Below are 23,686 nucleotides of genomic sequence, written 5' to 3' on the forward strand. Positions count from 1 at the left end.
CGATTGCCAGCCGGAGCGAAAATGCCGGGTGCCGAATTAAGCGACCCCGTGTAGTGAGACATCTTTTCTCCATTGGTTAGATATACGGATATTTAGGAGACGGACGCCGTCACATATGTGAAAATTATGAAAGTGATACACCCAAGTATCACCAAAACATAATCAGTAACGCACCGTATCGCCTAAACATTCAAAATCGTAACACAACCATGAATATCCCCTTTGATATTTAGCAATACATCATCAAATATGCATATACCGCTTTGACCTGGGGCTTTATTGGGCAACCCCCCAATCGATAGGGGACTTTCCGCCCATCTTGCAGTCTTTATGTAACTTATTTTCCACAAAGTGTGTGGAACATAACCACCCGCCTGCACATGGACTCGTGAATCATTATTCAATTTGCACATAGCCTCTTTGAGAGAATAAGTCTCATAGATATGAGAGAACTATTCGCGCGGTTTTCATAACAAGCGGCTATACATGCAGCATCATTCGATCAGCATGCACATCCAGACCACATAACGATGTCGGCGCCTTAAACGCTTGCCGCTGTGCCCAGTTCGAGGGCTAGATCAAGGCGTTCGGACACGTCGTACCAGAGCAAGTCCTCCTCGGCGAGTACCTTGAAAGCGGCCCCGTCGTCAGGCCCTGCCAGCACGTAGGGTTCCATCTCCGGCCCGTCCACGTGGATAGACACCACCTCAGCCCAGGAAAGTTCTTCGCAAAGCTTGAGGGCCGTGGGTAAATACTCCTCCGGGTTGGCAAGCGCCCCGCATGCTTCGGGTGCTACCTCAGCGGCAATCACAACTCGGCGCGGGCGCAGCCCGCCCCGCTCCGGGAGCACTACCCCGAACTGAGGATCGGCCTTCCCCGCAAACATCGCCGAAACGGCACACAAAGAATCATCCGCGGCCGCGTTGAAAGCAATCGCCTCGAGATAGTCACGATCTTCATCATTCACTTCACGCGCCAGGGCCTCCGTTGCCGCGTGCACCACACGCCCGGAAAGCACGGACATCGCAACATCGGCAGGAGTAGCCGGAAGATAAATTCTCATGCGCCCAGTCTACTCATCGCCCCACACCCCGATAGTCCAGAACAGCACGCGCCAGCCGCCGCACATCCCGACTCACCCTACTGCGAGGGGCTACAGCCACCACGCTCATGCCGGCTCGTTCGGCCCGTGCGTAGCGAGCGGCGTCGTCGCCCACCCCTATCACGGCGGGTATCTCACTCTCCCCGAGAAGCGAGGCGAAGGTAACGCGATCCTCCAGACCCGCGCGCGTGACCACCGGCAAAGCCGCGCGGCCCAGCGCCCGAGCCCGCCACCACGCCTCCACTCCGCGGCGCAAACCTACCGGTCCGGCGCGGCAGGCCACCACCACGAGATCCGCGGCGAGAAGCGCACTGAGCGTCAAGCTATCACGCTCCCCGCTCGCCCCGGCACATCGCTCGCTACTCCTGGCACGCTGGCTTAACTGATCGTTCCGGTCGTGTCGATTCGCGATGGGGAACCCGGCCGCCCGGGTATCGGTTTCGTCGAGAAAAGCGGGAAGTTCCGCCGCGCAATCAACGATGGTGATCTGCGCGAAAGGCCGGAGCTTATCCCAGAGCTCGCCGATACCGGGCCCGACCAGTTCAGGCCAGCGGCCAGCGCGATTGAGACCAGGGAGGAAGTGTAAGGTGCCGCGCGGGCTGGCGCGCAGTTCCTGAACGTAACGCGGAAGCTGCGCCTCTAGCGCGTCGCCGGAATGCAGGGCACGGGCAACCCCAATGAGCCCAGCCGGCTCCTCGCCCAGATCAACGAGCTGCGCCAAAGACGGGTTGCGGGTATCCGCGTCCACCAGCAACACCGTATGCCGCTCACTCAGCACCCAAGCAAGATCGCGTGCCAGGGTGGAACGCCCCGGGGCGCCACCGCTCCCCCAGATAGCAACCAAGAAACCGAAATCAGGATGGGCACGCTCAGCAGGATTCGTGTGCTTCGGGACATTGGCACGCTTCCGGCGCTCAGGATTCAACCTCATTGCACCTCACCTACCAGCGTGAATGACGCGCCCGCCGCGAGCTCCCCAAGCGCAGCCCCGAGCTCGGCACGCGGGATATGAACTTCCATCGCCGCCGCGCCCGCGAAATGCGTATCGCTGGCCGTTCCCGCGAAGATAACCTCCCGGGAAATCAGCCGGGCGGGAGCTTTTTCGCCGGTGCCGCCCGCGGCGGGAAGCGCCCACAGCTGCGCCGGTGCCCCGCGCGCCAGAGCGGTGGGAAGCACACCGCTGAGCGGCAGCATTGTCACCACCCGCTCGCCCGACATGCGCAACGCCGACTTTTCGACCAGCTCACCCGGGTAAATCGTGCGCCCGACCGTACCCGCCTGGCCTGCCGGGATATAGGCATCAGCCAGCCCAGCCGGCACTTCCACGACTGCCAAAGCCGCCTCATCCAGCGAGGTGCCGGGCACCACCGCCTCGGTTGCCCGATAGACGGGCACGGTCACCGGGCCGCGCAGCGCATACCCGCCCGCGAGCGCGCCGGCAGCAATCAACGCCACCCCACCTGCCAGACGCGGATCTTTCCACCGCGTCCACGTTTTCTCACGCATCCGCTTCCCCTTTCGATTGACCGCATTTGAGCGAACTTGACCACACTCGAACGCATGTGACCGCGAAAACTCGCGACCGGGAGCGATGCGAAGTGACCGGAAACGACCAAAAATAACCACCACTTTGGCCTCCGCTCACGCCCGCTCGCGCCGTGGAGTCAGTGTGACAGCTAGCGCGCAACTCGCCAAGTCCCCATCCACAGCTTGTGGATATCCCGGTCATTCCTTGGCGTTTCTTATATGAGTTATCCACAGGGGAATGAGGCCGGGTGTACCCGGCTGATTAATAGTTGAGCCACACGGGACATTTAGTCATACCACCACGGTGAGAACCGCGTGCCACCCGCTCTTCATCACGAGCAGAGCACGAGGTTTTCGATCCTGACCGGTAACCCCACTGAAGAGGTTCACGATGTCGGCAACGATCAAAGCGCTGTTATCGGCGCTCGCAGGGCTCGCGTCCGCATTTTTCGCGGTCGCGACCGCCCGCTTGCATGCCCCGCCCGGGAGCGTCGCCCAGCTCACCGGGACTCTCACCGTGGCCGTATGCATCGTCGCGTGCTTGGCATGCGCGCGGCTCACCCTCTGCTATTGCGCGGTTGCGCGCTTCGCGCGCGGGAAGGACGACGCCGTCACCCGCCTCGCCCGGCGCATCGGCGGGCGCCATTTCCGCGCGGCTCTCACCAGCACTCTCGCCACTACGCTGGTGGCCATGCCCGGGGCATGGGCCTCGGAGCCAGATTCCGGCAGCGGCGTCGATATTGGCTGGGGCGGTGACTATTCCGCTCTTCTCACCTCGCCTTCCCAGCCCAGTCCCGATCCCACCGGGTTGTTCCGCGTGAATCCCGATGACTTGCTCGGTGACGTCTCCTATCGGGACGGCGCGGGTGGCTACTATTTGCACCCGCCGGCGCTACCTACGGCCTCGCCTTCGGCTGAGCCTGGCGAACTAAACGCGACGGGTATAGCAGATGCATCGGGCGAAGCGAATGCACCGGGTAAAGCAGACGAACCAAAAGAACCGGGTGCGCTGAGTTCACCGGAAAAACCGGCCGAACCTGCTCAGCCCTCTCTGGCAGCTCAGCCAAGCAACCCGGAAAGCGCTCCCACCGAATCGTCACGCCCAACCGCGCGCAGTACACCCGCCCTTTCCCCGACCGAAATTTCACGGCTCGCTGCCCCGCTCCTCAACTCGGATCCGCAGCCCGCGGAGCTGCCGTGGGCAGCGCCTCCCCCGATTTATATTGTCCAGCTCGGGGACACCCTTTGGGATATTGCCGATACACACCTCGGGGCCGGAGCGAGCGATGCGGATATTCTCGGGTATACCTATGCCATCGCCGCGGCCAACACCATCGAGGATAGCGACCTCATTTATCCCGGCGAACACTTTATTCTTCCGCCAGCGCGGGAGTAAGAGCCACGCATCTGCTCCCACCACCCATGTTCAGTCCTGCCTCGGTTATCGAGGTTCGTTCCCCTACCCCCACGCATCTCAAGGAGATCCCATGTCCACTGCTCCGCATACCGAAAATACCCCCGGTGCTACTGAAACGACGAAGCCCGCCCATCCCGAACCGCAGCCCATAACCAACGCTGCGGGTCAGGATCTGCCTCCTCCCGAAGAAGCCACCTCGGAGGGCCAGCCGAGTTCGTGTTCCCATCTCGGGGCGGAGGAGCCGGAGATGATTCGGGTTTCTCGACTTCCACCTGCACCACCTCCGGTATTTGCGCAGCCGGATATCGATGACATTGTGTCCACTCTGGATCAGGTTCAACTCGCGGAAATCACCCAATATCGCGCGGTCACCCGCCACCCTCCCTTCCCGCCGGCACCCCACGAGGAAGATACCTGCGTAGCGGAAAACGCGCCGCCCGCGGGTGGGCTCGCAGGCGAGTCCGCGCGTGGGCTCGTAGACGAGTCCGCAGGTGAGCTCGCGGGTGAGCCCGCGGAGCTACCTGGCGCCATGGTTAACGAACGCCCCAGCACCGGCACGGAATCCGCAAACAGCGCGGATCCCACAAACAGCATGGAGTTCACAAACGGCATGGAACCCACCCCAGGAGTGGATCCCATCGATGCCTTTGAGCTGATCGATGATGTTTACCTCACTGATGGTGTTGACCCCGCCGGTGACTTCCACGCCATCAATGCTGAGAACAGCACCGATACCTACACAGCCATACCGACCGAATCCAAACTCCACCAATGGAACCGGCTCGCGCTATCCGCCGCGCCCTACCGTGATATGTGGCGTGAGGAGATGGCTACCCTTGATGATCCACTCCCGCCCGAGATCCGGCCACCGCATCGTTTCGCCGCCGGAATTATTATCTACTCCATTGAGGTACTGCTGGGCCACCGCGCACCCGGATATGTGCGCCCGCATCTCAGCCCGGAAGTATTTGCCGCGCTCGTGCGCCGGGCCGGCCTGGCTATGCGTATTAAAGGGAAAGCGCCCTGGCTGGGAAACCTGCGGATTTCCACGCTCAAAATAACGCATCCGCGCCCGCGCGTGGCCGAGGTCATCGCCTGCGTATATTCGGGTGAGCGGACCCATGCGGTTGCCATGCGCATGGAATTCCTCGCGGGGCGCTGGAGCGTCGTCGCCCTGGAAATTGGGTGAACAGGCCGCAAGGGCAACAAAAACTATCCCGAAACCCGCACGCAGGACTATGAGGCCGCAACGCACCCGAAACAAAAACAAGCGCCGGCCGGTCACGCACTATCACGCACGTGACCGGCCGGCACCCGTATGTCTCTCGCCTAACGGTTTACGGTAGTCTCGCAGCCACTAACTAACGGCCTCGCAACCGCCTACCGCCGCCGCTTCTTATTCTGCTTGGCCGCGGCCCGGCGCTGCGCCCGGTTACCACCGCCAGCGCCACCCGCGCCGCCCCGGCCCCCGCGCGAACCGCCGCGCGCACCGGTGGTTTCCGTCTCCCCGGAACCGTCCTTCGCCGCCGAGGAATACGAAACATTCTGCTGGCGCTTCGGCTGCTTAATACCCAGGGATTCCGCCGTCACGCGCTGGCCCGAGGCACCCTCGGCGCCTTCACCCACCGCGGCCTGCAAAGCCCGCTGCTGTTCCGCCTGCACCTGGCGTTGCTTTTCCTCCAGCAACTGGCGCTGCTGTTCCTGGGCGGCACGCAGCGCCTGCTGGGAAGCAGACACCTGCTCGGCACTGCCCGCACCGCTGGTGCGAATCGCCACTCCGGGGCCGGCCATACCCGCCGCGGTATTCCCCGCCACGGTCACCGGGCCGGTCGCCTGGGCTTCCGCCTCCAGGCGCGCCGCGCGTTCAGAAGGAAGCTCGAACTTGAAGAGGTACCGAACGGTTTCCGACATGATATTGTCATTCATCGCCTGGAACATGCGGTAGCCCTCGTCCTTGTATTCGACGAGCGGATCGCGCTGCGCCATGGCGCGCAGGCCAATACCTTCCTTGAGGTAATCCATTTCGTAGAGGTGCTCGCGCCACTTGCGGTCCAGCACGGATAGCACGATCTGGCGTTCCAGTTCGCGCATATTTTCCTCGCCGACTTCCGCTTCGCGCTCCTCGTAATGGGCGTGAATATCATCGGTGAGTTCGCGCTTGAGCGCGGTGCGATCCAACTGGGAGGGCCCGCCAATCTCATCAAGGTATTCCTCCGCGGTGAACCCGGGAGTGTAGTAGCCCTTGAGGTCCGTCCACAGCGCGGAAAGATCCCACGCTTCCTCGTTATCATCGGCGGTGTGGGCGCTGACCACGTCATCCACCACGAAGTCGAGGAAGCCCTGCACCATGGACTCCATATTTTCGCCCTCGAGGATGGAACGCCGCTCGGTGTACACCACGGTACGCTGGTCGTTCATCACGTCGTCGTACTTGAGGACGTTCTTCCGCATTTCCGCGTTCCGCGCCTCATTTTCGGTTTGCGCCCGCGAAACGTTCTTCGACATCTGCTTCGTTTCGATGGGAGCATCGTCGTCCATGGCGTAGCTGAGCATCCGCCCGGCCATGCCCTGGCCCCACAGGCGCAGCAGGTCATCTTCCAGCGAAAGGTAGAAACGGGATTCACCCGGGTCACCCTGGCGGCCGCTACGCCCGCGCAGCTGGTTATCGATACGCCGGGATTCGTGCCGCTCCGAACCGAGCACGTACAGGCCGCCCAATTCGGCCACTTCTTCGTGTTCGGCCTTGACGGCTTCCTGCTGGCGCGCCAGTTCTTCCGGCCAGGCCGCTTCGTATTCTTCCGGGGTTTCTTCCGGATCCAGGCCGCGCGCAGCCAACGCATCCACCGCGCGATGTTCGGGGTTGCCGCCCAGCATAATGTCAGTACCGCGGCCGGCCATATTGGTGGCCACCGTGACCGCGCCCTTACGCCCGGCCTCCGCAACCACGCGCGCTTCCCGCTCGTGCTGCTTCGCGTTGAGAACCTGATGCTCGATGCCTTCACGCGCGAGCAAATCGGAGAGCTCTTCGGAAGCTTCCACCGAGGCGGTACCCACCAGCACCGGCTGGCCCTTTTCGTGGCGTTCCACAATATCTTCCACAACCGCGCGCAGCTTCGCGGCACGGGTGGGGTAAATAAGATCCTGTTCGTCCTTGCGGATCATCGGCTTATTCGTGGGGATGGGAACGACGCCGAGCTTATACGTCGAGGCGAATTCCTCAGCTTCGGTTTCCGCCGTACCCGTCATGCCAGAGAGCTTGTTGTACAGGCGGAAGTAGTTCTGGAGGGTGATCGTGGCCAGAGTCTGGTTCTCCGCCTTGATCTCCACGCCTTCCTTGGCTTCAATCGCCTGGTGCATGCCTTCGTTGTAGCGCCGCCCGGGCAGCACGCGCCCGGTGTGTTCGTCCACGATCAGCACTTCGCCGTTGAGCACCACGTAATCGCGGTCTCGCTCGAAAAGCTCCTTGGCCTTAATTGCATTATTCAGGTAGCCGATGAGCGGAGTATTGAGGGATTCGTACAGGTTATCGATACCCAGGGCATCTTCCACCTTGTCAATTCCCGCTTCGAGCACACCCACGGTGCGCTTCTTCTCATCCACTTCGTAATCGGTATCCCGGCGCATACGCAGCACCAGGCGCGCAAATTCGCGATACCACTTATTCGCATCACCTTCGGCCGGGCCGGAAATAATCAGAGGAGTACGCGCTTCGTCAATAAGAATGGAATCAACTTCGTCAACGATAACGAAATTATGCCCACGCTGCACCAGCTCACTGGTCCGCCACGCCATATTGTCACGCAGGTAATCGAAACCAAATTCATTATTGGTTCCGTAAGTAATATCCGCATTGTATTGTTCGCGGCGCTGTTCGGGAGTTTGCCCGGTGAGAATACACCCGGTGGTCACCCCGAGGAAGCGGTAGACGCGCCCCATAAGTTCGGACTGGTAGGAAGCCAGGTAATCATTAACCGTGACCACGTGCACGCCCTCACCGGTGAGCGAGTTGAGGTAGGCGGGCATGGTTGCCACGAGCGTTTTACCTTCACCGGTTTTCATTTCGGCAATATTGCCCAGGTGGAGGGCCGCGCCGCCCATCACCTGCACATCATAGGGGCGCTGACCGATGGTCCGCACCGCCGCTTCGCGCACCGTGGCAAAAGCTTCGGGAAGGATAGCATCGAGGGTTTCGCCCTCTTTCAGGCGCTCCTTGAAGCTATCGGTTTGCGCGCGCAACTCCTCATCACTCATCGCCGAGATATCACTTTCAAGCGCATTGACCTGCGCGGTGATGTTCTTCAGCTTCTTCAGCGTGCGGCCTTCGCCGGCGCGAAGGATACGATCAATCAAGCGTGCCACTTCGTCGAGCTCCTTACCGTGGGCATACGGATGCAATTGTACGGGGTAGAAGCGCGCCCCGCCCCACCTCTTTCACCATTAGCTTTGCGTTCTTCATTACGCTCAGTTTTTCACCAGCCTAGACCGTGCGCGCCACCACCGAGCGCGCATATTCCGCGAGGGCTTCGCGCACCGCCCCATTCTCCAGATCAGCAATGGCGGCCACCGCGCGCCCGGCCCATTCTTCGGCAAGCTGGCGGGTTTCTTCCATCACCGAATGCTTGCGCAACGCGCCGAGCACGGTATCAAGGCGCTGCCCGGCGAGCTCCCCGCGATCCAATTCCGCCAAGATCGCTAGCCCGGCGTCGTCCAAAATCCCCGCGGCGGCGCGTTCCCGCAACAAAATCGTGGGCATGGTGTCCACCGATTCGCGCAGGTCCGTTCCCTGTTCTTTACCTGTTTCTTCAGAAACAACGTCGATATAGTCATCGGCGATCTGGAAAGCGATCCCCACATTTTCGCCGAATTCTTGCACCTGAGCGGCAACGTGCGCGTACTCGGCTTCCCGGCTCCCGGCCGCCGCATACACGCCTTCGCGCGCGGAAGCCGCAATAAGCGAGCCGGTTTTCCCCGCCAGAACTTCCAGGTAGTGCGCCCGCGGGGACACCCCGCTCGTGCGGCCCACGGTTTCCAGGAGCTGCCCGGTGCACAGGCGCCGGAACGTTTCCGCGTAATCCTTGACGGCACGCGGCCCCAGATCCGCCATCATTGACGAGGCGCGCGAAAAAAGAATATCTCCGGCCATAATCGCCGCGGAATTCCCGTAGCTGCGGTGCGCGGCCGGAACCCCGCGCCGCAGCGGGGCTTCGTCCATAACATCGTCGTGGTAGAGGGAAGCCAGGTGGGTCAGCTCCATCGCCACCGCCACGTGCTCGACCCGCTCCGATTCCGGCTCCGGGCCCAGATACCCGCAGAGCAGCGCCAGCGCCGGCCGCATCCGTTTCCCGCCCGCCTCGGCAAGATACGTGGTGATCGGGTCCACGCGCAGGTCACCAAAATGCGTGGCCGCGTCCAGCTTTTTTTCGACGACGCCGAGCCGCTCCCCCACGCGGGTGAGCAGCTCTTCGACAGTCAGGTCTTTCACGATAGCCAATCCTAGCTTTCCGATGGTGCGCCGGCCCGCGGCCCGGTGCCTCAATGCGCCGCCGGCAGGGTAGCGCGGTGCAGCGCAACGATCCCGTTGCACATATTACGGTATTCAACGTCGCGCCACCCTGCCGCGTGCAGCCAGCCAGCCAGAGTACGTTGATCGGGCCAGTCGATAATCGATTCCATGAGGTAGGCGTAGGCCGGGCCATCCGAGGAGGCCAGGGCCGCGACCCGAGGAAGCACGTGGCGCAGGTAGCCGTGGTAGAGGGTGCGGAAAGGCGCGCAGGTGGGCGTGGAAAATTCGGCGATCACCACGTGCCCGCCCGGGCGCGTCACGCGGGCCATTTCTTGGAGGGCCCGCATGGGATCGTGAATATTACGCAGGCCGTAGGAAATAGTCACGGCGTCGAACGTATTATCCACGAAAGGAAGATCGCAGGCATCGGCCTGCACAAAACGCAAGTCCGGGTGGCGCAGGCGCGCAACCTCAAGCATCCCGTCCGAAAAATCGGCGCCCACCACGCGCGCCCCCACCCGGGCGAAATGCTCGGTGGAGGTGCCGGTCCCGCAGGCCAGGTCGAGGATCTCCATCCCCTCGCGAATGCGCAGGGCTTCGGTAACGTAGCGGCGCCACAGCCGCACCTGCCCGAAACTGAGCAGGTCATTGCTCAGGTCGTAGCGCGGGGCGACCTGGTCGAACATTCCGGCGACGGCGCGCGGATCTTTGCTGAGTTGTGCACGTGCAGACATGCCCTCTATTCAACCAGCTTGGGCGTATTTGGCAAGAGTGGAATTCTATCTGGCTGCGTAGCCGGGGCGCAGCCACGTGCAGCCGCGTGCACATCCGCACAAAGTGCCCGGGTTCAGCACGCGCCCCACGGGACCTCAAACCGGCGAATTTCCAACGGGCGGCGACTAGACTGAAAAAGAAGTCACGAATTGAGGAGTCATTATGTCCCTGCCCACGCCCATGCCAGCTATGACACCGCCGCTGCTGGCCGATGTGCGCCGCGATTTTGGCGCCCGCACCTGGATTGTGGCTCTTATGAGCCCCGTGATCGCGGTGGCGGTCACCTTCCTCGTCACGCTTTTCTTCGCCTGGCTCGGCCTGCGCGGCATGGGCGAGCTCGATATGGGCGGGGTGAATCTTAGTGATGTGCTCACCGCCCCGAAGTGGGCGGCCCTCACCCTGCTGCTGGCCCTGGGCGGCACCGCGCGGGTGGTGGCCGAGCCGAATCTTGTGGATATGAGTTTCTTCGTTCCCGCTCTCACCCTCACCCTCCTGATCGGCCTCATTATCTACTTCCTCAACCAGTGGGTGGGCCGCGGTAAGCGCAATTCCACCCTGCTGGTCTGGATTCCGGCCTGGGTTTCGGCCGGGGTGCTCGCGGCGATCGGTGCCGGGCTGGCCGCGTTCATGCGGGTGGATCTGAGCCCGGGCGGGGCCGTCATGGGGCAGCCCATCCCGCCACTGGCCTTGCAGGCTAGCCCCCTCTTCACCGCGCTCACCTGCCTCCCGCTCGGGCTTTTCGCCGCGGGCTTCGGGCGCATGACCACGGTGAAATCCACCCCGCGTAACCGTTTCACCCTCACGGCGGCCTCCTCTATTCCCACCTACGCGCACGCGGTACGCCTGGCCTTCACCGCTTTTATCCTGGTGAGCTGCGTTTCCGCCCTCGCCTTCGGTATTGACCTCATGGTGCGCCAGGATGCCAAGATCGCGTGGCTCCTCTTGGCCTTCCCCTTCTTCCTCACCACCGGAGTCATGACCATGTTCGGGGCGGTGGGCGCGTCCTTCGCCGCCGAATATGATGCCACCGGCCTGGGCATGGGCGTGAACGCCCAGGGTGATACCACCTTCCTGCTCTGGGATAACCTGGCCACCGCGCCGGCCATCGTGGCGCTTATCTCCATGGTGCTGGTGCTGGTGTGGACGGCCTACCGCTGGGGCCGCTCGCGCGATCCGCGTATGGAATTCGGTGCTATTGCCTGGACGGTGATGCCCTTCGGTTTCGGGGCCACCACCACCGTGATCTGGGGTATTACCCGCGGCTCCGCGAAGATGGCGGCGCAGGGCATGGAGCTGGCCAGCGCCAGTTACGACCTGCATTGGTACCTCATTTTCATCGGGATTGGCCTGGGCCTGGTGGTGGAGGCTTTCTCGCGGCCCTTCCGCACTCGTCCGCCCGAAACGATGGCCACGGGTTACCTCACCCCGCACGCCTCGGATATCCCGCATCATCCTTCCGTTCCCGGCGCCCCGGGCGGGATGCCCTTGCATCCGGAGTATCCGGGAACCCCGGTTGCGTCGGCTCCCCAGCAGGCCCGGCCGCCGGTACAGCCACCGATGCAGGCCCAGCCGCCGCATGCACCGGCGCCCCGCCCCGAAGACCTGGCCTAAACCCCAGCGCGGTCTAGGTGATGCGCTCGGAGCGTTCCCCTCGATAGAATAGGCGGCCGTGGCAACTGTTACTGATTGGCTCGAAGGGGCGCGCGTTCGCACCCTTCCCGCGAGTGTCTCCCCCGTTATCGCCGGGGCCGGGATCACCCTGTGGGAAGGGACGCTGTACGGCCCGATTCTGGCCCTGGCTTTCGTGCTCGCCCTGCTGTTGCAGATCGGCGTAAATTTCGCGAATGACTATTCCGACGGCATCCGCGGCACCGACGATCACCGCACCGGCCCGCCTCGCCTCACCGGCGGCGGCACCGTGCGCCCGGGCGTGGTGCTCGCGGTGGCACTCACCTGCTTTGGCCTCGCGGCGCTCGTGGGGCTGGTGATTATTGCCTGGTGCGGGCAGTGGTGGCTCATCGCGGTGGGCGTGGGCGCACTGCTGGCCGCCTGGTTCTATACCGGCGGGCGCCACCCCTACGGCTATATGGGCTTGGGCGAAGTCTTTGTTTTTATTTTCTTCGGTTTGGTCGCCACCGCCGGCACCGTCTATATCCAGAGCGGCACGGTTCCCTGGCAAGCCTGGGTGGCCGGCAGCGCCGTCGGCCTTATTGCCTGCGCCATTCTCATGGCTAACAATATCCGCGATATTCCCACCGACGCCGTCACCGGGAAACGTACCCTCGCGGTGCGTCTGGGTGATACGTGGGCGCGGCGCGTCTATGTGCTCATGCTCGCGGTGGCGATGGGCTGCGGCGTCGTGCTGGCGTTCACGCCGAGCACCCACCAGGCGTCCCTCCTCCTCTACCTCCCCGCTTTCGCCATCGCTGCGCGCAATAGTTGGCGGATGCTCAGCCGCGGTCCTTCCCGCGCGCAGGGGCGTGCTCTTATCCCGGTCCTGAAAACTACCGGTATTACCGAGCTCGCTTTCGCGCTGGCGGTGCTGGTCTCGTTCTGGGCCAGTTCGCTCTTGGTCTAGGCGCCTGCAGCCTCCGCGCGCTAACGACTAAGATGGTGGTATGGCCCGAGTAATTATGGCACTTCTTGCCGTCAGCATCTGGATTTACGGCATCATTGACGTCATCCGCACGGACACCACCCGCATGCCGGGCCGGCTGCGTAAGCCGGCGTGGCTCGCCCTCACGGTTCTGGTGCCGGTTCTCGGGTCGCTGCTGTGGATCGCTTTTTCTTTCCCGGTCAAGTTCCCGCAGCAAAATATTTCGCTCGGCTCTTTTGGGCGGGGTCGCTCTTCGTCGCAGCGGCGCCGTCGCCCCGTTGCGCCCGACGACGATCCGGACTTCCTGTCCCGCTTGGATGCGGAAAACCGTTTCCGCGAATGGGAACGGCAACAGAAGGAGAACGACGCCGCACCCGACGCCGCATCGGGCTCCCCCAGCGCCGGTGAATCGAAAGACGCGGGCAGCCCGGAAGCTGGCGGCGCGCAGCCGGATAATCCGGAGGAGCCTGGGGGCCGGCCGGCATCCCAGCCGCCCGCGCAGGATTAACCCGCTAGTTTCTGAGAGTCGCTCAGCCCTGCCAGTCCGGCGGGGCTGTCTCTATCTGCGCGTCTGGCTTAGTCCCCGCGGTTTTCGTCCGCCGCGGAGACTCCCGGGGTAATATCACGCGCCCGGGCCAGCAGCTCAGCCGCGGGTTCGGCGTAGTCCACCGCCACCAGGCTGGTGCCCTGGAACGTCAACGAGGTCACCGAGCACAGCGCGCACTGGCGCCGGCGCGGATCGTGAGCGAGGGAACGGCCTTCCACGAAGGAACGCAGCGTCCAAATGGGAAGCTGGTGGGAAACCAGCACCGCCTCGCCACCGCGGGCCGCTGCCAGCCCATGGCGTACCGCATTCGTCATGCGCGCGGCAATATCCGTATAGGGCTCCCCCCAGGAGGGCCGGAAGGGGTTGATATACCACGGCCAGAATTTCGGGGAGGCCAGAATCCAGCGATTCCGGTTAACATTGATTCCCTCGAAATTATTACCCGCTTCGATGAGGTTGGCATCGGTGCCAATCTCAAGATCGAAAAGCTCAGCGGTGGGGGTGGCAGTTTCAATAGCCCGCTCCAGGGGTGAAGAGATCACCGCCCGCACATCACGACCGCGGAAGAAATCCCGAACACTGCCGGCCATCTCCCGGCCCAGATCGGTGAGGTGAAAACCGGGTTGGCGGCCGTAGAGTTCGCCGCTGGGGTTATCCACCTCTCCGTGGCGGACCAGGTGAACAACTGTTACGTCAATCATGATGCCAGTCTACGGCACCGGGAGCTGCCGGCCGGACCCCAAGCCCCCTCGCTTGGGAAATTCGCTTGAAAAGCACCATCCGACCGGCGTGCCCGAATACCTACGTGCCCGAACGCCTACCAAATATCGGCGGCGTTGCCCACCAGGCGAGTGCACAGCTCGCCCATCTTGAGGAAGTCATCATGACCGAGTTTGTCCACGAGGTGAGCGCGAACCGAGATCACGTGGGTAATGGCCGCCTTTTGCAGCAGCTTGAAACCTGCATCCGTGAGCGTGCAATCCACCCCGCGCCGGTCATGCGCGTTGGCGGAGCGAGCCACCAGACCGCGCGCCTCCAGGCGGCGGACGGTGTGGGTGAGCCGCGAGCGAGAATGTACCATCACATCGGCGAGAGTCGACATCCGCATGCAGCGATTTTCCGCCTCGGAAAGGCGGGCCAGAACGTCATATTCGTTCAATGACAGATTGTGATTGACCATGAGTGCGTGGTTGAGCGCCTCTGAGGTCACGGCTGTCGCGCGCAGATACGCGCGCCAGGCAAATTGTTCCTCTTCAGAAAGCCAGCGAACTTCCGCGGCCATGAGATTCATCCCTTCGTCAGGCACGATGTCACGTCGTGACATTAACGGCAACTCGCACGGGGTGTGCGAGTCTTCATTACGTCGTTGCGCCCGCGCCGGACGCAACACATCCAGCTTGCGCCGGATGAACGATGACGCCACTTCTCCCCCATTTTCCCACGCGGGAACCCAGGAGCGAAAGGCCTTAAGTGGTGCTCGTAGCGCGGTACCGCGCGCAGCACGCCCGTGCCTGGCGAAGCGCCGTCGACCACAGCATCACGTGAAGTATACCTTTGTACGAACGTAACTCAGAGTTACATTCTCTTTTTAGGAAGGACCCCCTTACCTAGGTAGTAATATTGATAAGTATTTTTGCCCGAATTGTCAAGGTTTGCTCGATAAGCATCCCATGAATATGTGAGCACTTTCACTTGTTCCTAAGTGTCGATACCACGGCGTTAAAACAAACGATAAAACAAAAAGGCCCGGACATCCGGGCCCTTCCGCACGCGGGGAACTACTTCTTGTTCCGACGCTGGTGGCGAGTTTTACGCAGCAGCTTACGATGCTTTTTCTTCGACATACGCTTGCGGCGCTTCTTAATAACGGAACCCACAGGCACCTCCAAAACTAGATCGCGGGGAATCGCCCCGATGGAACATCACAGTATCTTACCGGCCCGCGCCCGCCTATGCGTAGCGCGTGAATCAGAACACGGTTAAATTCACAACCGCTCCGGGCCTGCCACCGTTTCTAGCGCCCCTTTTCGGGCGACGACGCACCGGCCGTGCGCCGCACTATTCCCCAACCGCGCGCTGTTGCGGGAGGCTATTTCCAGTCAGGAGTGCTTCAACAGCGCTGGCGGGTACCCGGTAGGAGCTTCCCACCCGCACGGCCGGCAGATCGCCGGCGTGAACCATGCGGTAGACGGTCATCTTCGAGACACGCGTCAATTCAGCCACTTCCGCGACGGTGTAAAACTGCGGAGACGAAGGCATTTGCATCTGGTTCATCCCATCATCCTGGAGTAATTTTTTGCCACATCGGCAACAGCTACAGCAAGGATATCCCATATTCTCAGCATTCACAGCATTTTCTGCATGTTATGTGCCGCTTTTCCGTGAGGTACGTGGCAGGGGAATATACTACGGAACAGGTACGCGGCGTTTTTCCTGGCCGCAGCCGCTAGCTCGAGGACCCGGAGGACGCCCATGGCAGCACACCCTGAGGTGGCATCCGCGCGCCCGAGCTGGCGTGATCGGCTGGCGGCCGTAGGTGGACGCGTGGATCGGGTGGCGCGGGATCGCCCCGCGCGCCTGGCGCTTCTTATTTTCGCGCTCATCATTTTGTTCCTCACTGCCGCGCTTTCTTTGCCGTTGGCAACCACCACGGGGAAGAGTGCTCCGTTCATTGATGCGCTTTTTACCGCGACGTCATCCGTGTGCGTGACTGGCCTGGTGACGGTTGATACCGCGACATACTGGTCGGTATGGGGCCAGCTTTTTATTTCTTTCGGGCTCATTGTGGGTGGCCTAGGCGTGATGACGCTGGCCTCGATTCTGGGCCGGGCGGTTTCCCGCCATGTGGGTCTCACGCAGCGCATGCTTACCGCGGAGGAGAATCAGTCGAGCCTGGGCGAGGTAGGTACGCTGCTCCGCGCGGTGATTATTGTGGCGTCGACGGCGCAGGCTATTTTGTTCTTGGCCCTCCTGCCCTTCTTTTTGCGCAATGGCGAGGCCCTGCTTCATGCTCTCTCGCATTCCTATTTCATGGCGGTTTCCATCTTTAATAACGGTGGCTTTGTGATCATGCCGGAGGGTGTGAGCCCGTATGTGGGGCAGTGGGCGCTGACTATCCCGATTATTTTGGGTACTGTTGCCGGGGCTATTGGTTTCCCGGTGGTTTTGGATATGTGGCGTAACCGTTCACGCCCGCGTAAATGGTCGGTCACCACGAAGATCACGCTGGTCACCTATATCAGCTTGGCGGTGCTCGGCGCGGTTTTCCTGGCGGTGTTGGAATGGAATAACCCAAATACCCTGGGTAATTTGGCGGTGGCCGATAAAATCAACGCCGCGCTCACGCTGTCGGTGGATGCGCGTTCCACGGGTTTGACCACTATTGATGTGGGTGCGATGGGTGAAACATCGTGGATCCTCCTTGATTCGCTCATGTTCATTGGTGGCGGTTCAGCTTCCGCGGCGGGCGGCATTAAGGTGACGACTTTCGCGGTGCTCTTGCTGGCTATTCGCGCCGAGGCGCGCGGTGATCGCGATACCGAGGCTTTCGGTAAGCGCATCCCGGCCGAGGTGTTGCGCTTGGCTATTGCGGCAACGTTCGCCGGCGGGATCATGGTGGTGACCGGTTCGGTGGCGCTGCTTCAGCTCACGAATTTCACCTTCTCGGAGATTCTGGTCGAGGTGATTTCCGCTTTCGCTACCTGCGGTTTGAGCACGGGGATCACCGGGGCGCTACCAGCCAGCGCGAAGTTCGTGCTGGTACTCCTCATGTTCTTTGGGCGCACGGGCACGATGACGCTCGCTGCTGCATTGGCGCTGCGTTCACGACGCCGCACCATCCGGCTGCCCGAAGAACGGCCAATTATCGGCTAAGCGGGCAGATGGCTTATCCCGGGGTTACCTACGCTAGCTTCGACGCTTGGTGCCGGCTGAGCCGCCGTCGTTCCGAAGAATGCTGCGTAAAGAAGAGAGGAACAAAAGCACCGCAACCACTATGGCCGGGGCGAGAGCGTTCGGGGTTGCCGGCGGGAAAATACGGTTGAGGAGAGTCACCGTAAGAAAAGCGACCCCGCCGCCAATCGCAGCCACCACCAGCGCCTTAAGAACGCCTACCGCGAGCACGCGCCAATCCTTCATAACATCCCCTGCCTACCCGGGCCGCTAACCGGCGAATGCCTTTATCCTAAGCCGTCCGCCCCGCCCGTTACGAGTGCTCCTCCTATCAGGAGTGCTCATGCTTCGAACGCTCCTCCTCAACATCGAGATCTTTCACCGTATAGAAAAGGCCAGCACCGATCACCACAGCGTAAAGCTGAAGCGCGTGGATTGTTGGATTAGTTATGCCCGCCTCCAGTTCCGCAACCGCCTCCTCATCCAGGCACATTCGCCGCGCCACAGTTTCTTGAGTCAGACCTTTACTCACGCGTATAGCGGTGAGCTCCCGCAGCATCTGCCGCCTTCGACGGGCCTGCTGACGAGATCTTTCACGTATCACGGAAAGCCTATCCATGGTGCCCTACCTTTCTTCGATATCAGTTGAGTGCGTTTACGCAGGATTTCTGCGTACCTTCATGGTCGCACGGGCTTACGACATGAATTTTGGCACGGAGCGTTAGACTACGAGCCAGAGATATTGTGACCGGAGAAAGGGCGGCTATGCCGGATACGCGCGACGAACAAGCCATCCTCGTGGTGGGGCTGGGGCGTTTTTCGACCGCCATCGCCACCACGCTCGATGATTTGGGGCGTGACGTGCTCGTCGTCGAAAAGAATCCCGATACCGCGCAGCGGTGGAGCCATCGCTTGCGGGTGGTGGAAGGGGATGCCACCAGTATGGAGGTGCTCGACCAGGTGGGCGCGGGGGATTTCACCGTGGCCGTGGTGGGCGTAGGGACTTCGCTGGAGGCTTCCGTGCTGGTGACCGCGAACCTGGTTGATCTGGGGATTCCGCAGATTTGGGCGAAGGCGGTTTCGCGTGCGCACGGCCGTATTTTGCGACGCATCGGCGCCCACCACGTCATTTATCCGGAGTACGACGCCGGTACGCGCGTGGCGCATATGGTCTCGGGAAGGATGCTCGACTATATCGAGATGGAGGACGGCTTCTCCATCGTGAAGATGCGCCCGCCGCGGGAAATTCGCGGTTTCACCATCGCGAAATCGCGTATCCGTGAGCGTTTCGGGGTGCGGATTATCGGGGTGAAGGCACCGAATCAGCCCTTTGAATACGCCACCGAGGACACCCTCATCGGGGCAGATGACACGATTATTGTGTCCGGCGATACCGAGCTATTGGAGGAGTTCGCCAACCGGCAGGGGTGGATCCCGGCGGTGGGTTCGGCTCGGTAACGGGCTCGGCTCGGTAGCGATTCGGTAGAGATTCGGTAGGGATTCGGTAGCGACTTTTAGCTCGCGATTTTTATGTCGTAGGCCCCCTCTAGGATGGTGGCATGGCAAAACAACCGGCAACCGTGTACGAATGCAGCGAGTGCGGGTGGTCCACCGGCAAATGGATGGGCCGCTGCGCGCGGTGCGGCTCGTGGGGCACGCTTGATCAACACAGTCCGGCCGCACCCTCCGCGGCTCCGGCCGCTTTAGCACCAACTTCACCGGCGCAACCCATCACCTCGGTGCCGGCTACCGCCGCGCGGAAAATCCCCACCGGGGTATCTGAATTGGACCGGGTGCTGGGCGGCGGTTTGGTTCCCGGCGCGGTAATTTTGCTTGCCGGGGAACCGGGGGTGGGCAAATCTACCCTGCTCTTAGATGTGGCGGCGAAGGCCGCGCGGGCTGCGGCGCGCTCGGGGCGGGCGCCGGTCCTCTATATTTCCGGGGAGGAATCGGCCTCCCAGGTGCGCTTGCGCGGGGAGCGCATCGGGGCGATGGATGAGCATCTGCTTCTTGCCTCGGAAAGCGATATCGGGCGGGCCCTCGGGCATATTGAAAACGCCCGGCCTTCCCTTCTTATTGTGGACTCGGTGCAGACCTTGGCCGATGCTGAGGTAGCGGGAACTGCGGGCGGCCCGGCGCAGGTGCGGGCCGTGACCGCGGCGCTCGTGAGCGTGGCCAAAACGCACGGCCTGCCGGTGGTGTTGGTCGGGCACGTTACGAAAGATGGTTCCATTGCCGGGCCGCGCGTCCTGGAACACCTGGTTGATGTGGTCTGCCAGTTCGAAGGGGATAAACACTCGCGGCTGCGTTTGGTGCGCGCGGTGAAGAATCGGTACGGGGCTACCGATGAAGTCGGGTGTTTTGAGCTCACCGAAAGCGGGATTGTGGGGCTACCTGATCCCTCGGGGTTGTTCCTTTCCGCCCGGGATCACACGGTGCCCGGCACCTGTGTATCGATGACTCTGGAAGGGCGGCGGCCCATGCCGGTGGAAGTCCAGGGCCTGGTGGTTCCTTCTTCCGGGCGGCCGCAGCGCACCAATTCCGGGGTGCTTTCCGCGCGGGTGGCCATGATGGTCGCGGTGCTGCAATCGCGCCTGGGCTTGAGCTTGGATCAGAAAGATATTTTTGTGTCCACGGTGGGTGGGGCGCAGGCCAGCGAACCGGCCGCGGACGCCGCGATTGCTTTGGCGCTGGCATCGGCCTACATGGATCTGCCGCTTGCTCCCGGGGTGATCGCCATCGGGGAAGTGGCCCTTACCGGGGAACTCCGCCCGGTTACCGGCCTCCCCCAGCGCCTGAACGAAGCTGCCCGGCTCGGTTTCACCCTTGCCATTGTTCCCGAACGTACCGATAGCTCGAAGCTCCCCGCGGGGATTCGGGTGCAACGCTGCGCGGATATCCGCCAGGCCCTGGAGGCGGTGCTTCCCACCGGGTAAGCCGCTAAGGCCGGGCATAGATGGCGTAGGCACAGAAAGAAAGTGGTACCTGCGCGGCGGGCCCCGGCTAGTTCGCCGGCTCGGAATCCCCTTCCGGCGCGGGTGCTTCGGCGCCTTCTCCAATGCCGGCTTCCGGGGCGGGTGCTGCTTCTTGGTTTTCACCTTCCGCGTTATTCGCCGCGGGGCTCGGATCCGCGCTGGGAGCCGGGCTAGCATCCGTGCTCGGTTCGCTACTCGCCTCATCATCCGGGCGGGCGGGCTGCTTGCCGCCCCCGGTAATCAGCTCAAAGACGGCGGTAGCGGGAGAAGCTGCGCCGTCGGCAAAAATAGCTTCCGCCTTGTACGTGCCCGGTGTGGACAGCGAACCCGAACTGCCGCACCCGACGCCCTCGTTCCCGCCCGGCCATGTCACCGTGGTCACGGCGTCCATCCCGCGATCCAGCAGCAGACGGCGATGTTCATCCCCGGCCTGGCACGCCGCGGTATTCGCCACCTGGTGCCCGCCGGACGTAATCGACACATTGAGATTGCCCCACCCGGCATCCACATAACACGGATTCGTGGTCGATTTATTCGTCAATTCCACGGAGAAAGATACCGGCGCGCCCGCACCACGTTCGTTATTCGTCACCCGCATCCGCAGCATATCCGGAGTGCAGGCCACCGGCTCGTAGAAAGCGGTCGGAACCGCAGCCTGGGCTTCCGCGTGCTCCTGAGAACGCGAGGCCGCAAACTTAAACGTCACCACCGCGCCAATCACAATCGCGAGCGCGGCAAAAATCCACAGCCAATGCTTCGGTTCCAAACGCGCAAAAATCGAAGTCTTTTCTGGGATCCGGCTCTGGCCGCGCGGGCCCGCCGGTACCGGGCGGCGCCGCCGAGTAGAAGCCTGGCGTTCCCGGCTGGTGCGCTGACGGCGACGCTCCTGGCCAGTACGTTCGCGAGGTGAACGCTCTCGAGTGGTACGTTGGCCTGCACGTTCGCGGGGAGAGCGCTGGCCGGAGCGTTCACGAGTAGTGCGCTCCCGAGTAGTCCGTTCCCGCGCGCCGCGCTCCCGATTGACTTGTTCCCGGCCTGAGCGTTGCCGATTTGCGCGCTGCTGGGCCGAACCTTGCTTATCTGCACGTTGCTGACCGCTACGCGCCTGGCCGCTACGCTGCCCGCGTTCCGAAGGCGCCGATTGTGCCGAGCGCCGCGGCCGCGCAGCCTGCGCCCCGCGCTCCGAGCCCCGTTCCGAACCGCGCTCTTTCCCGCGGACCGGGCGTTCACGCTGGCTTTCCCCGCGCCTCACTCGCGCGGTTCGCCCAGCCTGCTCCTCGCGCCGCTCGCGGCCACGCCGCGGCGCACCACCCGTGGGCCGCTTATGCGCGCGGCGCTCTCCGCCCGTTTCTTTCACGGATCCACGGTACCAAAACGTGCATAATGCCCGCGTTTCCGGCACACTACAGATAATGCTCAAGAATCTTTTAAGGTGGTACGACGGCGCAGCGCGGCCACTACCGTGGCGCGCGCCCGGCACCTCCCCGTGGGCAATCCTGGTATGCGAAGTGATGAGCCAACAAACCCCCGTCGCCCGGGTCGCGCCCGCCTGGCGGGCCTGGCTGGAACGCTGGCCCACCCCGGCCGACCTCGCCGCAGCCACACCCGCGGACGTGCTCATTATGTGGGACAGGCTCGGTTACCCGCGCCGAGCCCTGCGCCTGCGTGAATGCGCTATTGCCCTGGTGGAACGGCACGGCGGCCGCGTCCCGCGCACCCGCGAGGAACTCCTCGCTCTACCCGGCATCGGCCCCTATACGGCCGACGCGCTCCTCGCCTTCGCCTTCCAGGAACGCTCGGTCGTCCTCGATACGAATATTCGCCGGGTCCTCGCTCGGGTATACGACGGCGCCGCTTTGCCGCCCGCCCATCAAACAGTTCGGGAACGCGAGCGGGCCGCTGCGCTTGTTCCCGCGGATGGCCCGGGCGCGGCACGCTGGAACGCGGCCCTCATGGAGCTGGGCGCCCTGGTCTGTACGGCGCGTGAACCTGCCTGTTCGGGGTGCCCGCTGCGCGCTGAGTGCCGCTGGTTATCTGCCGGGAAACCAAAGAATGCCGCCCCGCGCACCACCCAGAAATTCACCGGGACCCAGCGCGAAGCTCGGGGAAAAATCATGGCGGTCTTGCGCAAGCGCCGCGGCGGATGCGCCCGTCCGGACTTACTGCACGGTAGTCACCTGAGTGAAGAGCGATTCGCTCCCGCACTCGCCTCACTCCTAGAGGACGGGCTTGCTCAGGAAAGCGACGGCCGCTACCACCTACCTATCGCTGAGAGCGTGGACACCGGAGTATCCCAGAACGCCAGCTAGAAATACCGCGGTATCCGCGATGACGCGGGCGGCTTCGGGCAGGAGCCGCACTCGCTGGAGAAAAGCGTGCATCACCCCGGGGATAACCTCGAGGCGTACGCGCACCTCGCTCGCCTCGAGGTACGTGGCCAGCGCCTGGCTATCGGCCAGCAGCGGATCGCACTCCCCCACCGCGAGTAAAACGGGCGGGCAGCCGCGCAGCTCGGTGCGCAGTAGCGCGGTATCCGGGGCCGTGGCCCGCTCGGTGGGCGAAGAAAAATAGAGGGAGTCGTAGTAGGCGCGATCCGCGGGGCTCATTCCATCGGCGGTATCAATATCGCTCATAGCATCCGTATTGCATGCGGGCTTGCCCAGCGATTCGCAAGCGGCAGTGGCTGCGTTGGCAGCGGGAGGAGCGGGCAGGCCGTATTCGCCGTAGTACAAAACAAGCGCGGCTATCCGCTCGGCAACCGGCCCCCGTGCGAGCCGCCACCAAGTCCCTAAGCTCAGGGTTGCCCCGCAAGAATCCCCCGCCAGCACGATAGGACAGTTGGGAAAGCGGCGGGCCAGCTCGATGACCGTGTCCTCGCATTCCTCGGATATGCGCGGGTAGCGCGCCCCGGGCGCCAAAGTGTAATCCACACTCACCACCGCGGCGCCGGTGGCGGCGGCAAGCTCGCGTATGAGGCGGTCATGAGTAGCCGAGCTGCCCACGCAGTAACTCCCGCCGTGCAGATACACGATAATGGGCCGGGCGGCACCTGCAGGGAACTGCGCCGTCGTACCTAATTCGGTGGCCGAAAGCGAACCGCACCCCGCGAGCCGCGCAACCTGCCCGGACGAATAGACACGCACCGGAACCGGGCCGTGCCGGGTCGGAAGCGTATCCGCACGCCACGCAACCTGCGGCCCGCCCTCATTCCACCAGCGGTGCTCGGCTTCGTAACGCGCCTGCATGGCGGCGGGCTCCCCGTGCCCGTGATGCGGGAGGGCGGGCCGGGCGTCCTGCGCCAGGGCCGCCCGCGTCGAGGCCGATAATCTCACGTCCGAGCTAGACATAAAGTCA

At 62.9% G+C, this 23,686-nt stretch carries 23 protein-coding genes; 9 read left to right on the top strand and 14 right to left on the bottom strand.

Annotation, left to right across the window (positions count from 1 at the left end):
* Window positions 1-541 precede the first annotated feature (541 nt).
* From ACRQDJ_RS04250 to ACRQDJ_RS04260, 3 genes are read right to left on the bottom strand one after another with little or no spacing between them, the layout of a single operon-like run.
* Window positions 542-1,063, bottom strand: coding sequence for a DUF6912 family protein (locus ACRQDJ_RS04250; RefSeq protein ID WP_284896283.1), 522 nt, complete (start codon window positions 1,061-1,063; stop codon window positions 542-544).
* A gap of 13 nt (window positions 1,064-1,076) precedes the next feature.
* Window positions 1,077-2,033: a CpaE/TadZ family protein gene (locus tag ACRQDJ_RS04255; protein ID WP_284896281.1), complete on the bottom strand. Its 957-nt coding sequence runs from the start codon at window positions 2,031-2,033 to the stop codon at window positions 1,077-1,079.
* Window positions 2,030-2,608 (bottom strand): hypothetical protein, encoded by a 579-nt coding sequence (locus ACRQDJ_RS04260; RefSeq protein ID WP_284896279.1) that lies wholly within the window; start codon window positions 2,606-2,608, stop codon window positions 2,030-2,032. Before ACRQDJ_RS04260 ends, ACRQDJ_RS04255 begins: the two co-directional genes overlap by 4 nt.
* 412 nt (window positions 2,609-3,020) lie before the next feature.
* Here ACRQDJ_RS04260 and ACRQDJ_RS04265 point away from each other — a divergent pair, with 412 nt between their 5' ends.
* Complete coding sequence (locus ACRQDJ_RS04265; protein ID WP_284896277.1) at window positions 3,021-4,025, top strand: LysM peptidoglycan-binding domain-containing protein; 1,005 nt, start codon at window positions 3,021-3,023, stop codon at window positions 4,023-4,025.
* Window positions 4,026-4,116: 91 nt separating this feature from the next.
* Window positions 4,117-5,235, top strand: coding sequence for an Rv3235 family protein (locus tag ACRQDJ_RS04270; RefSeq protein ID WP_284896275.1), 1,119 nt, complete (start codon window positions 4,117-4,119; stop codon window positions 5,233-5,235).
* 191 nt (window positions 5,236-5,426) lie between these two features.
* Here ACRQDJ_RS04270 and secA read toward each other — a convergent pair whose 3' ends face one another.
* The 3 genes from secA to ACRQDJ_RS04285 form a co-directional block, all read right to left on the bottom strand.
* Window positions 5,427-8,405: a preprotein translocase subunit SecA gene (secA, locus tag ACRQDJ_RS04275; RefSeq protein WP_284896272.1), complete on the bottom strand. Its 2,979-nt coding sequence runs from the start codon at window positions 8,403-8,405 to the stop codon at window positions 5,427-5,429.
* Window positions 8,406-8,523: 118 nt separating this feature from the next.
* The gene (locus ACRQDJ_RS04280; RefSeq protein WP_435717817.1) at window positions 8,524-9,528 is read right to left on the bottom strand and encodes a polyprenyl synthetase family protein; all 1,005 of its coding nucleotides are present in this window, start codon (window positions 9,526-9,528) and stop codon (window positions 8,524-8,526) included.
* A gap of 50 nt (window positions 9,529-9,578) precedes the next feature.
* Window positions 9,579-10,283 carry a class I SAM-dependent methyltransferase gene (locus ACRQDJ_RS04285; RefSeq protein ID WP_284904223.1) on the bottom strand — a complete coding sequence of 235 codons (705 nt, stop codon included), beginning with the start codon at window positions 10,281-10,283 and terminating at the stop codon, window positions 9,579-9,581.
* Window positions 10,284-10,485: 202 nt separating this feature from the next.
* Between ACRQDJ_RS04285 and ACRQDJ_RS04290 the strand changes: the two genes are divergently transcribed.
* The 3 genes from ACRQDJ_RS04290 to ACRQDJ_RS04300 are packed head-to-tail and all read left to right on the top strand — an operon-like array spanning window position 10,486 to window position 13,427.
* On the top strand, window positions 10,486-11,934 hold the full coding sequence (locus ACRQDJ_RS04290) for a hypothetical protein (protein ID WP_284904224.1): 1,449 nt from the start codon (window positions 10,486-10,488) through the stop codon (window positions 11,932-11,934).
* A gap of 58 nt (window positions 11,935-11,992) precedes the next feature.
* Window positions 11,993-12,901 (top strand): 1,4-dihydroxy-2-naphthoate polyprenyltransferase, encoded by a 909-nt coding sequence (locus ACRQDJ_RS04295; RefSeq protein ID WP_284904226.1) that lies wholly within the window; start codon window positions 11,993-11,995, stop codon window positions 12,899-12,901.
* A gap of 40 nt (window positions 12,902-12,941) precedes the next feature.
* On the top strand, window positions 12,942-13,427 hold the full coding sequence (locus ACRQDJ_RS04300) for a PLD nuclease N-terminal domain-containing protein (protein WP_284904227.1): 486 nt from the start codon (window positions 12,942-12,944) through the stop codon (window positions 13,425-13,427).
* A 68-nt stretch (window positions 13,428-13,495) separates the two neighbouring features.
* Here ACRQDJ_RS04300 and ACRQDJ_RS04305 read toward each other — a convergent pair whose 3' ends face one another.
* From ACRQDJ_RS04305 to ACRQDJ_RS04320, 4 genes are all read right to left on the bottom strand, one after another.
* Window positions 13,496-14,167: a histidine phosphatase family protein gene (locus ACRQDJ_RS04305; protein WP_284904229.1), complete on the bottom strand. Its 672-nt coding sequence runs from the start codon at window positions 14,165-14,167 to the stop codon at window positions 13,496-13,498.
* A gap of 116 nt (window positions 14,168-14,283) precedes the next feature.
* Window positions 14,284-14,790, bottom strand: a complete 507-nt coding sequence (locus ACRQDJ_RS04310; RefSeq protein WP_087069920.1) for a MarR family winged helix-turn-helix transcriptional regulator — start codon at window positions 14,788-14,790, stop codon at window positions 14,284-14,286.
* Between the two features lie 454 nt (window positions 14,791-15,244).
* Window positions 15,245-15,349 carry a 30S ribosomal protein bS22 gene (locus ACRQDJ_RS04315; protein ID WP_425541650.1) on the bottom strand — a complete coding sequence of 35 codons (105 nt, stop codon included), beginning with the start codon at window positions 15,347-15,349 and terminating at the stop codon, window positions 15,245-15,247.
* A 175-nt stretch (window positions 15,350-15,524) separates the two neighbouring features.
* Window positions 15,525-15,731, bottom strand: coding sequence for a helix-turn-helix domain-containing protein (locus ACRQDJ_RS04320; RefSeq protein ID WP_284904310.1), 207 nt, complete (start codon window positions 15,729-15,731; stop codon window positions 15,525-15,527).
* A gap of 207 nt (window positions 15,732-15,938) precedes the next feature.
* On the opposite strand from ACRQDJ_RS04320, the gene ACRQDJ_RS04325 reads away from it, so the two are divergent.
* Entirely contained in the window at window positions 15,939-17,339 is a 1,401-nt protein-coding gene (locus ACRQDJ_RS04325; protein ID WP_435717820.1) for a TrkH family potassium uptake protein, read from the top strand.
* A 33-nt stretch (window positions 17,340-17,372) separates the two neighbouring features.
* On the opposite strand, the gene ACRQDJ_RS04330 is transcribed toward ACRQDJ_RS04325, so the two are convergent.
* Entirely contained in the window at window positions 17,373-17,603 is a 231-nt protein-coding gene (locus tag ACRQDJ_RS04330) for a hypothetical protein (protein WP_284904233.1), read from the bottom strand.
* A gap of 85 nt (window positions 17,604-17,688) precedes the next feature.
* Window positions 17,689-17,976 (bottom strand): helix-turn-helix domain-containing protein, encoded by a 288-nt coding sequence (locus ACRQDJ_RS04335; RefSeq protein ID WP_284904234.1) that lies wholly within the window; start codon window positions 17,974-17,976, stop codon window positions 17,689-17,691.
* Between the two features lie 146 nt (window positions 17,977-18,122).
* Between ACRQDJ_RS04335 and ACRQDJ_RS04340 the strand changes: the two genes are divergently transcribed.
* Window positions 18,123-18,815 carry a potassium channel family protein gene (locus ACRQDJ_RS04340; RefSeq protein WP_016441787.1) on the top strand — a complete coding sequence of 231 codons (693 nt, stop codon included), beginning with the start codon at window positions 18,123-18,125 and terminating at the stop codon, window positions 18,813-18,815.
* A gap of 101 nt (window positions 18,816-18,916) precedes the next feature.
* On the top strand, window positions 18,917-20,293 hold the full coding sequence (radA, locus tag ACRQDJ_RS04345) for a DNA repair protein RadA (protein WP_284904236.1): 1,377 nt from the start codon (window positions 18,917-18,919) through the stop codon (window positions 20,291-20,293).
* 67 nt (window positions 20,294-20,360) lie between these two features.
* Here the strand turns inward: radA and ACRQDJ_RS04350 are convergent, their stop codons facing one another.
* On the bottom strand, window positions 20,361-21,098 hold the full coding sequence (locus ACRQDJ_RS04350) for a hypothetical protein (RefSeq protein ID WP_284904238.1): 738 nt from the start codon (window positions 21,096-21,098) through the stop codon (window positions 20,361-20,363).
* A gap of 646 nt (window positions 21,099-21,744) precedes the next feature.
* Between ACRQDJ_RS04350 and ACRQDJ_RS04355 the strand changes: the two genes are divergently transcribed.
* Window positions 21,745-22,641, top strand: coding sequence for an HhH-GPD family protein (locus ACRQDJ_RS04355; protein WP_284904239.1), 897 nt, complete (start codon window positions 21,745-21,747; stop codon window positions 22,639-22,641).
* On the opposite strand, the gene ACRQDJ_RS04360 is transcribed toward ACRQDJ_RS04355, so the two are convergent.
* Window positions 22,591-23,679 (bottom strand): alpha/beta hydrolase fold domain-containing protein, encoded by a 1,089-nt coding sequence (locus ACRQDJ_RS04360; protein WP_284904240.1) that lies wholly within the window; start codon window positions 23,677-23,679, stop codon window positions 22,591-22,593. The genes ACRQDJ_RS04355 and ACRQDJ_RS04360 overlap by 51 nt on opposite strands.
* Between the last annotated feature and the right edge of the window lie 7 nt (window positions 23,680-23,686).

Source organism: Actinotignum urematis (genome assembly GCF_051264595.1).
In the GTDB taxonomy this organism is placed as follows: domain Bacteria; phylum Actinomycetota; class Actinomycetes; order Actinomycetales; family Actinomycetaceae; genus Actinotignum; species Actinotignum timonense_A.

Bases quoted from the DNA above. Each gene is read 5' to 3' on its own strand.
- ACRQDJ_RS04250 (WP_284896283.1), bottom strand. From the start codon at position 1,063: ATGAGAATTTATCTTCCGGCTACTCCTGCCGATGTTGCGATGTCCGTG.
- ACRQDJ_RS04255 (WP_284896281.1), bottom strand. From the start codon at position 2,033: ATGAGGTTGAATCCTGAGCGCCGGAAGCGTGCCAATGTCCCGAAGCAC.
- ACRQDJ_RS04260 (WP_284896279.1), bottom strand. From the start codon at position 2,608: ATGCGTGAGAAAACGTGGACGCGGTGGAAAGATCCGCGTCTGGCAGGT.
- ACRQDJ_RS04265 (WP_284896277.1), top strand. From the start codon at position 3,021: ATGTCGGCAACGATCAAAGCGCTGTTATCGGCGCTCGCAGGGCTCGCG.
- ACRQDJ_RS04270 (WP_284896275.1), top strand. From the start codon at position 4,117: ATGTCCACTGCTCCGCATACCGAAAATACCCCCGGTGCTACTGAAACG.
- ACRQDJ_RS04285 (WP_284904223.1), bottom strand. From the start codon at position 10,283: ATGTCTGCACGTGCACAACTCAGCAAAGATCCGCGCGCCGTCGCCGGA.
- ACRQDJ_RS04290 (WP_284904224.1), top strand. From the start codon at position 10,486: ATGTCCCTGCCCACGCCCATGCCAGCTATGACACCGCCGCTGCTGGCC.
- ACRQDJ_RS04300 (WP_284904227.1), top strand. From the start codon at position 12,942: ATGGCCCGAGTAATTATGGCACTTCTTGCCGTCAGCATCTGGATTTAC.
- ACRQDJ_RS04305 (WP_284904229.1), bottom strand. From the start codon at position 14,167: ATGATTGACGTAACAGTTGTTCACCTGGTCCGCCACGGAGAGGTGGAT.
- ACRQDJ_RS04310 (WP_087069920.1), bottom strand. From the start codon at position 14,790: ATGTCACGACGTGACATCGTGCCTGACGAAGGGATGAATCTCATGGCC.
- ACRQDJ_RS04320 (WP_284904310.1), bottom strand. From the start codon at position 15,731: ATGCAAATGCCTTCGTCTCCGCAGTTTTACACCGTCGCGGAAGTGGCT.
- ACRQDJ_RS04325 (WP_435717820.1), top strand. From the start codon at position 15,939: ATGGCAGCACACCCTGAGGTGGCATCCGCGCGCCCGAGCTGGCGTGAT.
- ACRQDJ_RS04330 (WP_284904233.1), bottom strand. From the start codon at position 17,603: ATGAAGGATTGGCGCGTGCTCGCGGTAGGCGTTCTTAAGGCGCTGGTG.
- ACRQDJ_RS04335 (WP_284904234.1), bottom strand. From the start codon at position 17,976: ATGGATAGGCTTTCCGTGATACGTGAAAGATCTCGTCAGCAGGCCCGT.
- ACRQDJ_RS04340 (WP_016441787.1), top strand. From the start codon at position 18,123: ATGCCGGATACGCGCGACGAACAAGCCATCCTCGTGGTGGGGCTGGGG.
- radA (WP_284904236.1), top strand. From the start codon at position 18,917: ATGGCAAAACAACCGGCAACCGTGTACGAATGCAGCGAGTGCGGGTGG.
- ACRQDJ_RS04355 (WP_284904239.1), top strand. From the start codon at position 21,745: ATGCTCAAGAATCTTTTAAGGTGGTACGACGGCGCAGCGCGGCCACTA.
- ACRQDJ_RS04360 (WP_284904240.1), bottom strand. From the start codon at position 23,679: ATGTCTAGCTCGGACGTGAGATTATCGGCCTCGACGCGGGCGGCCCTG.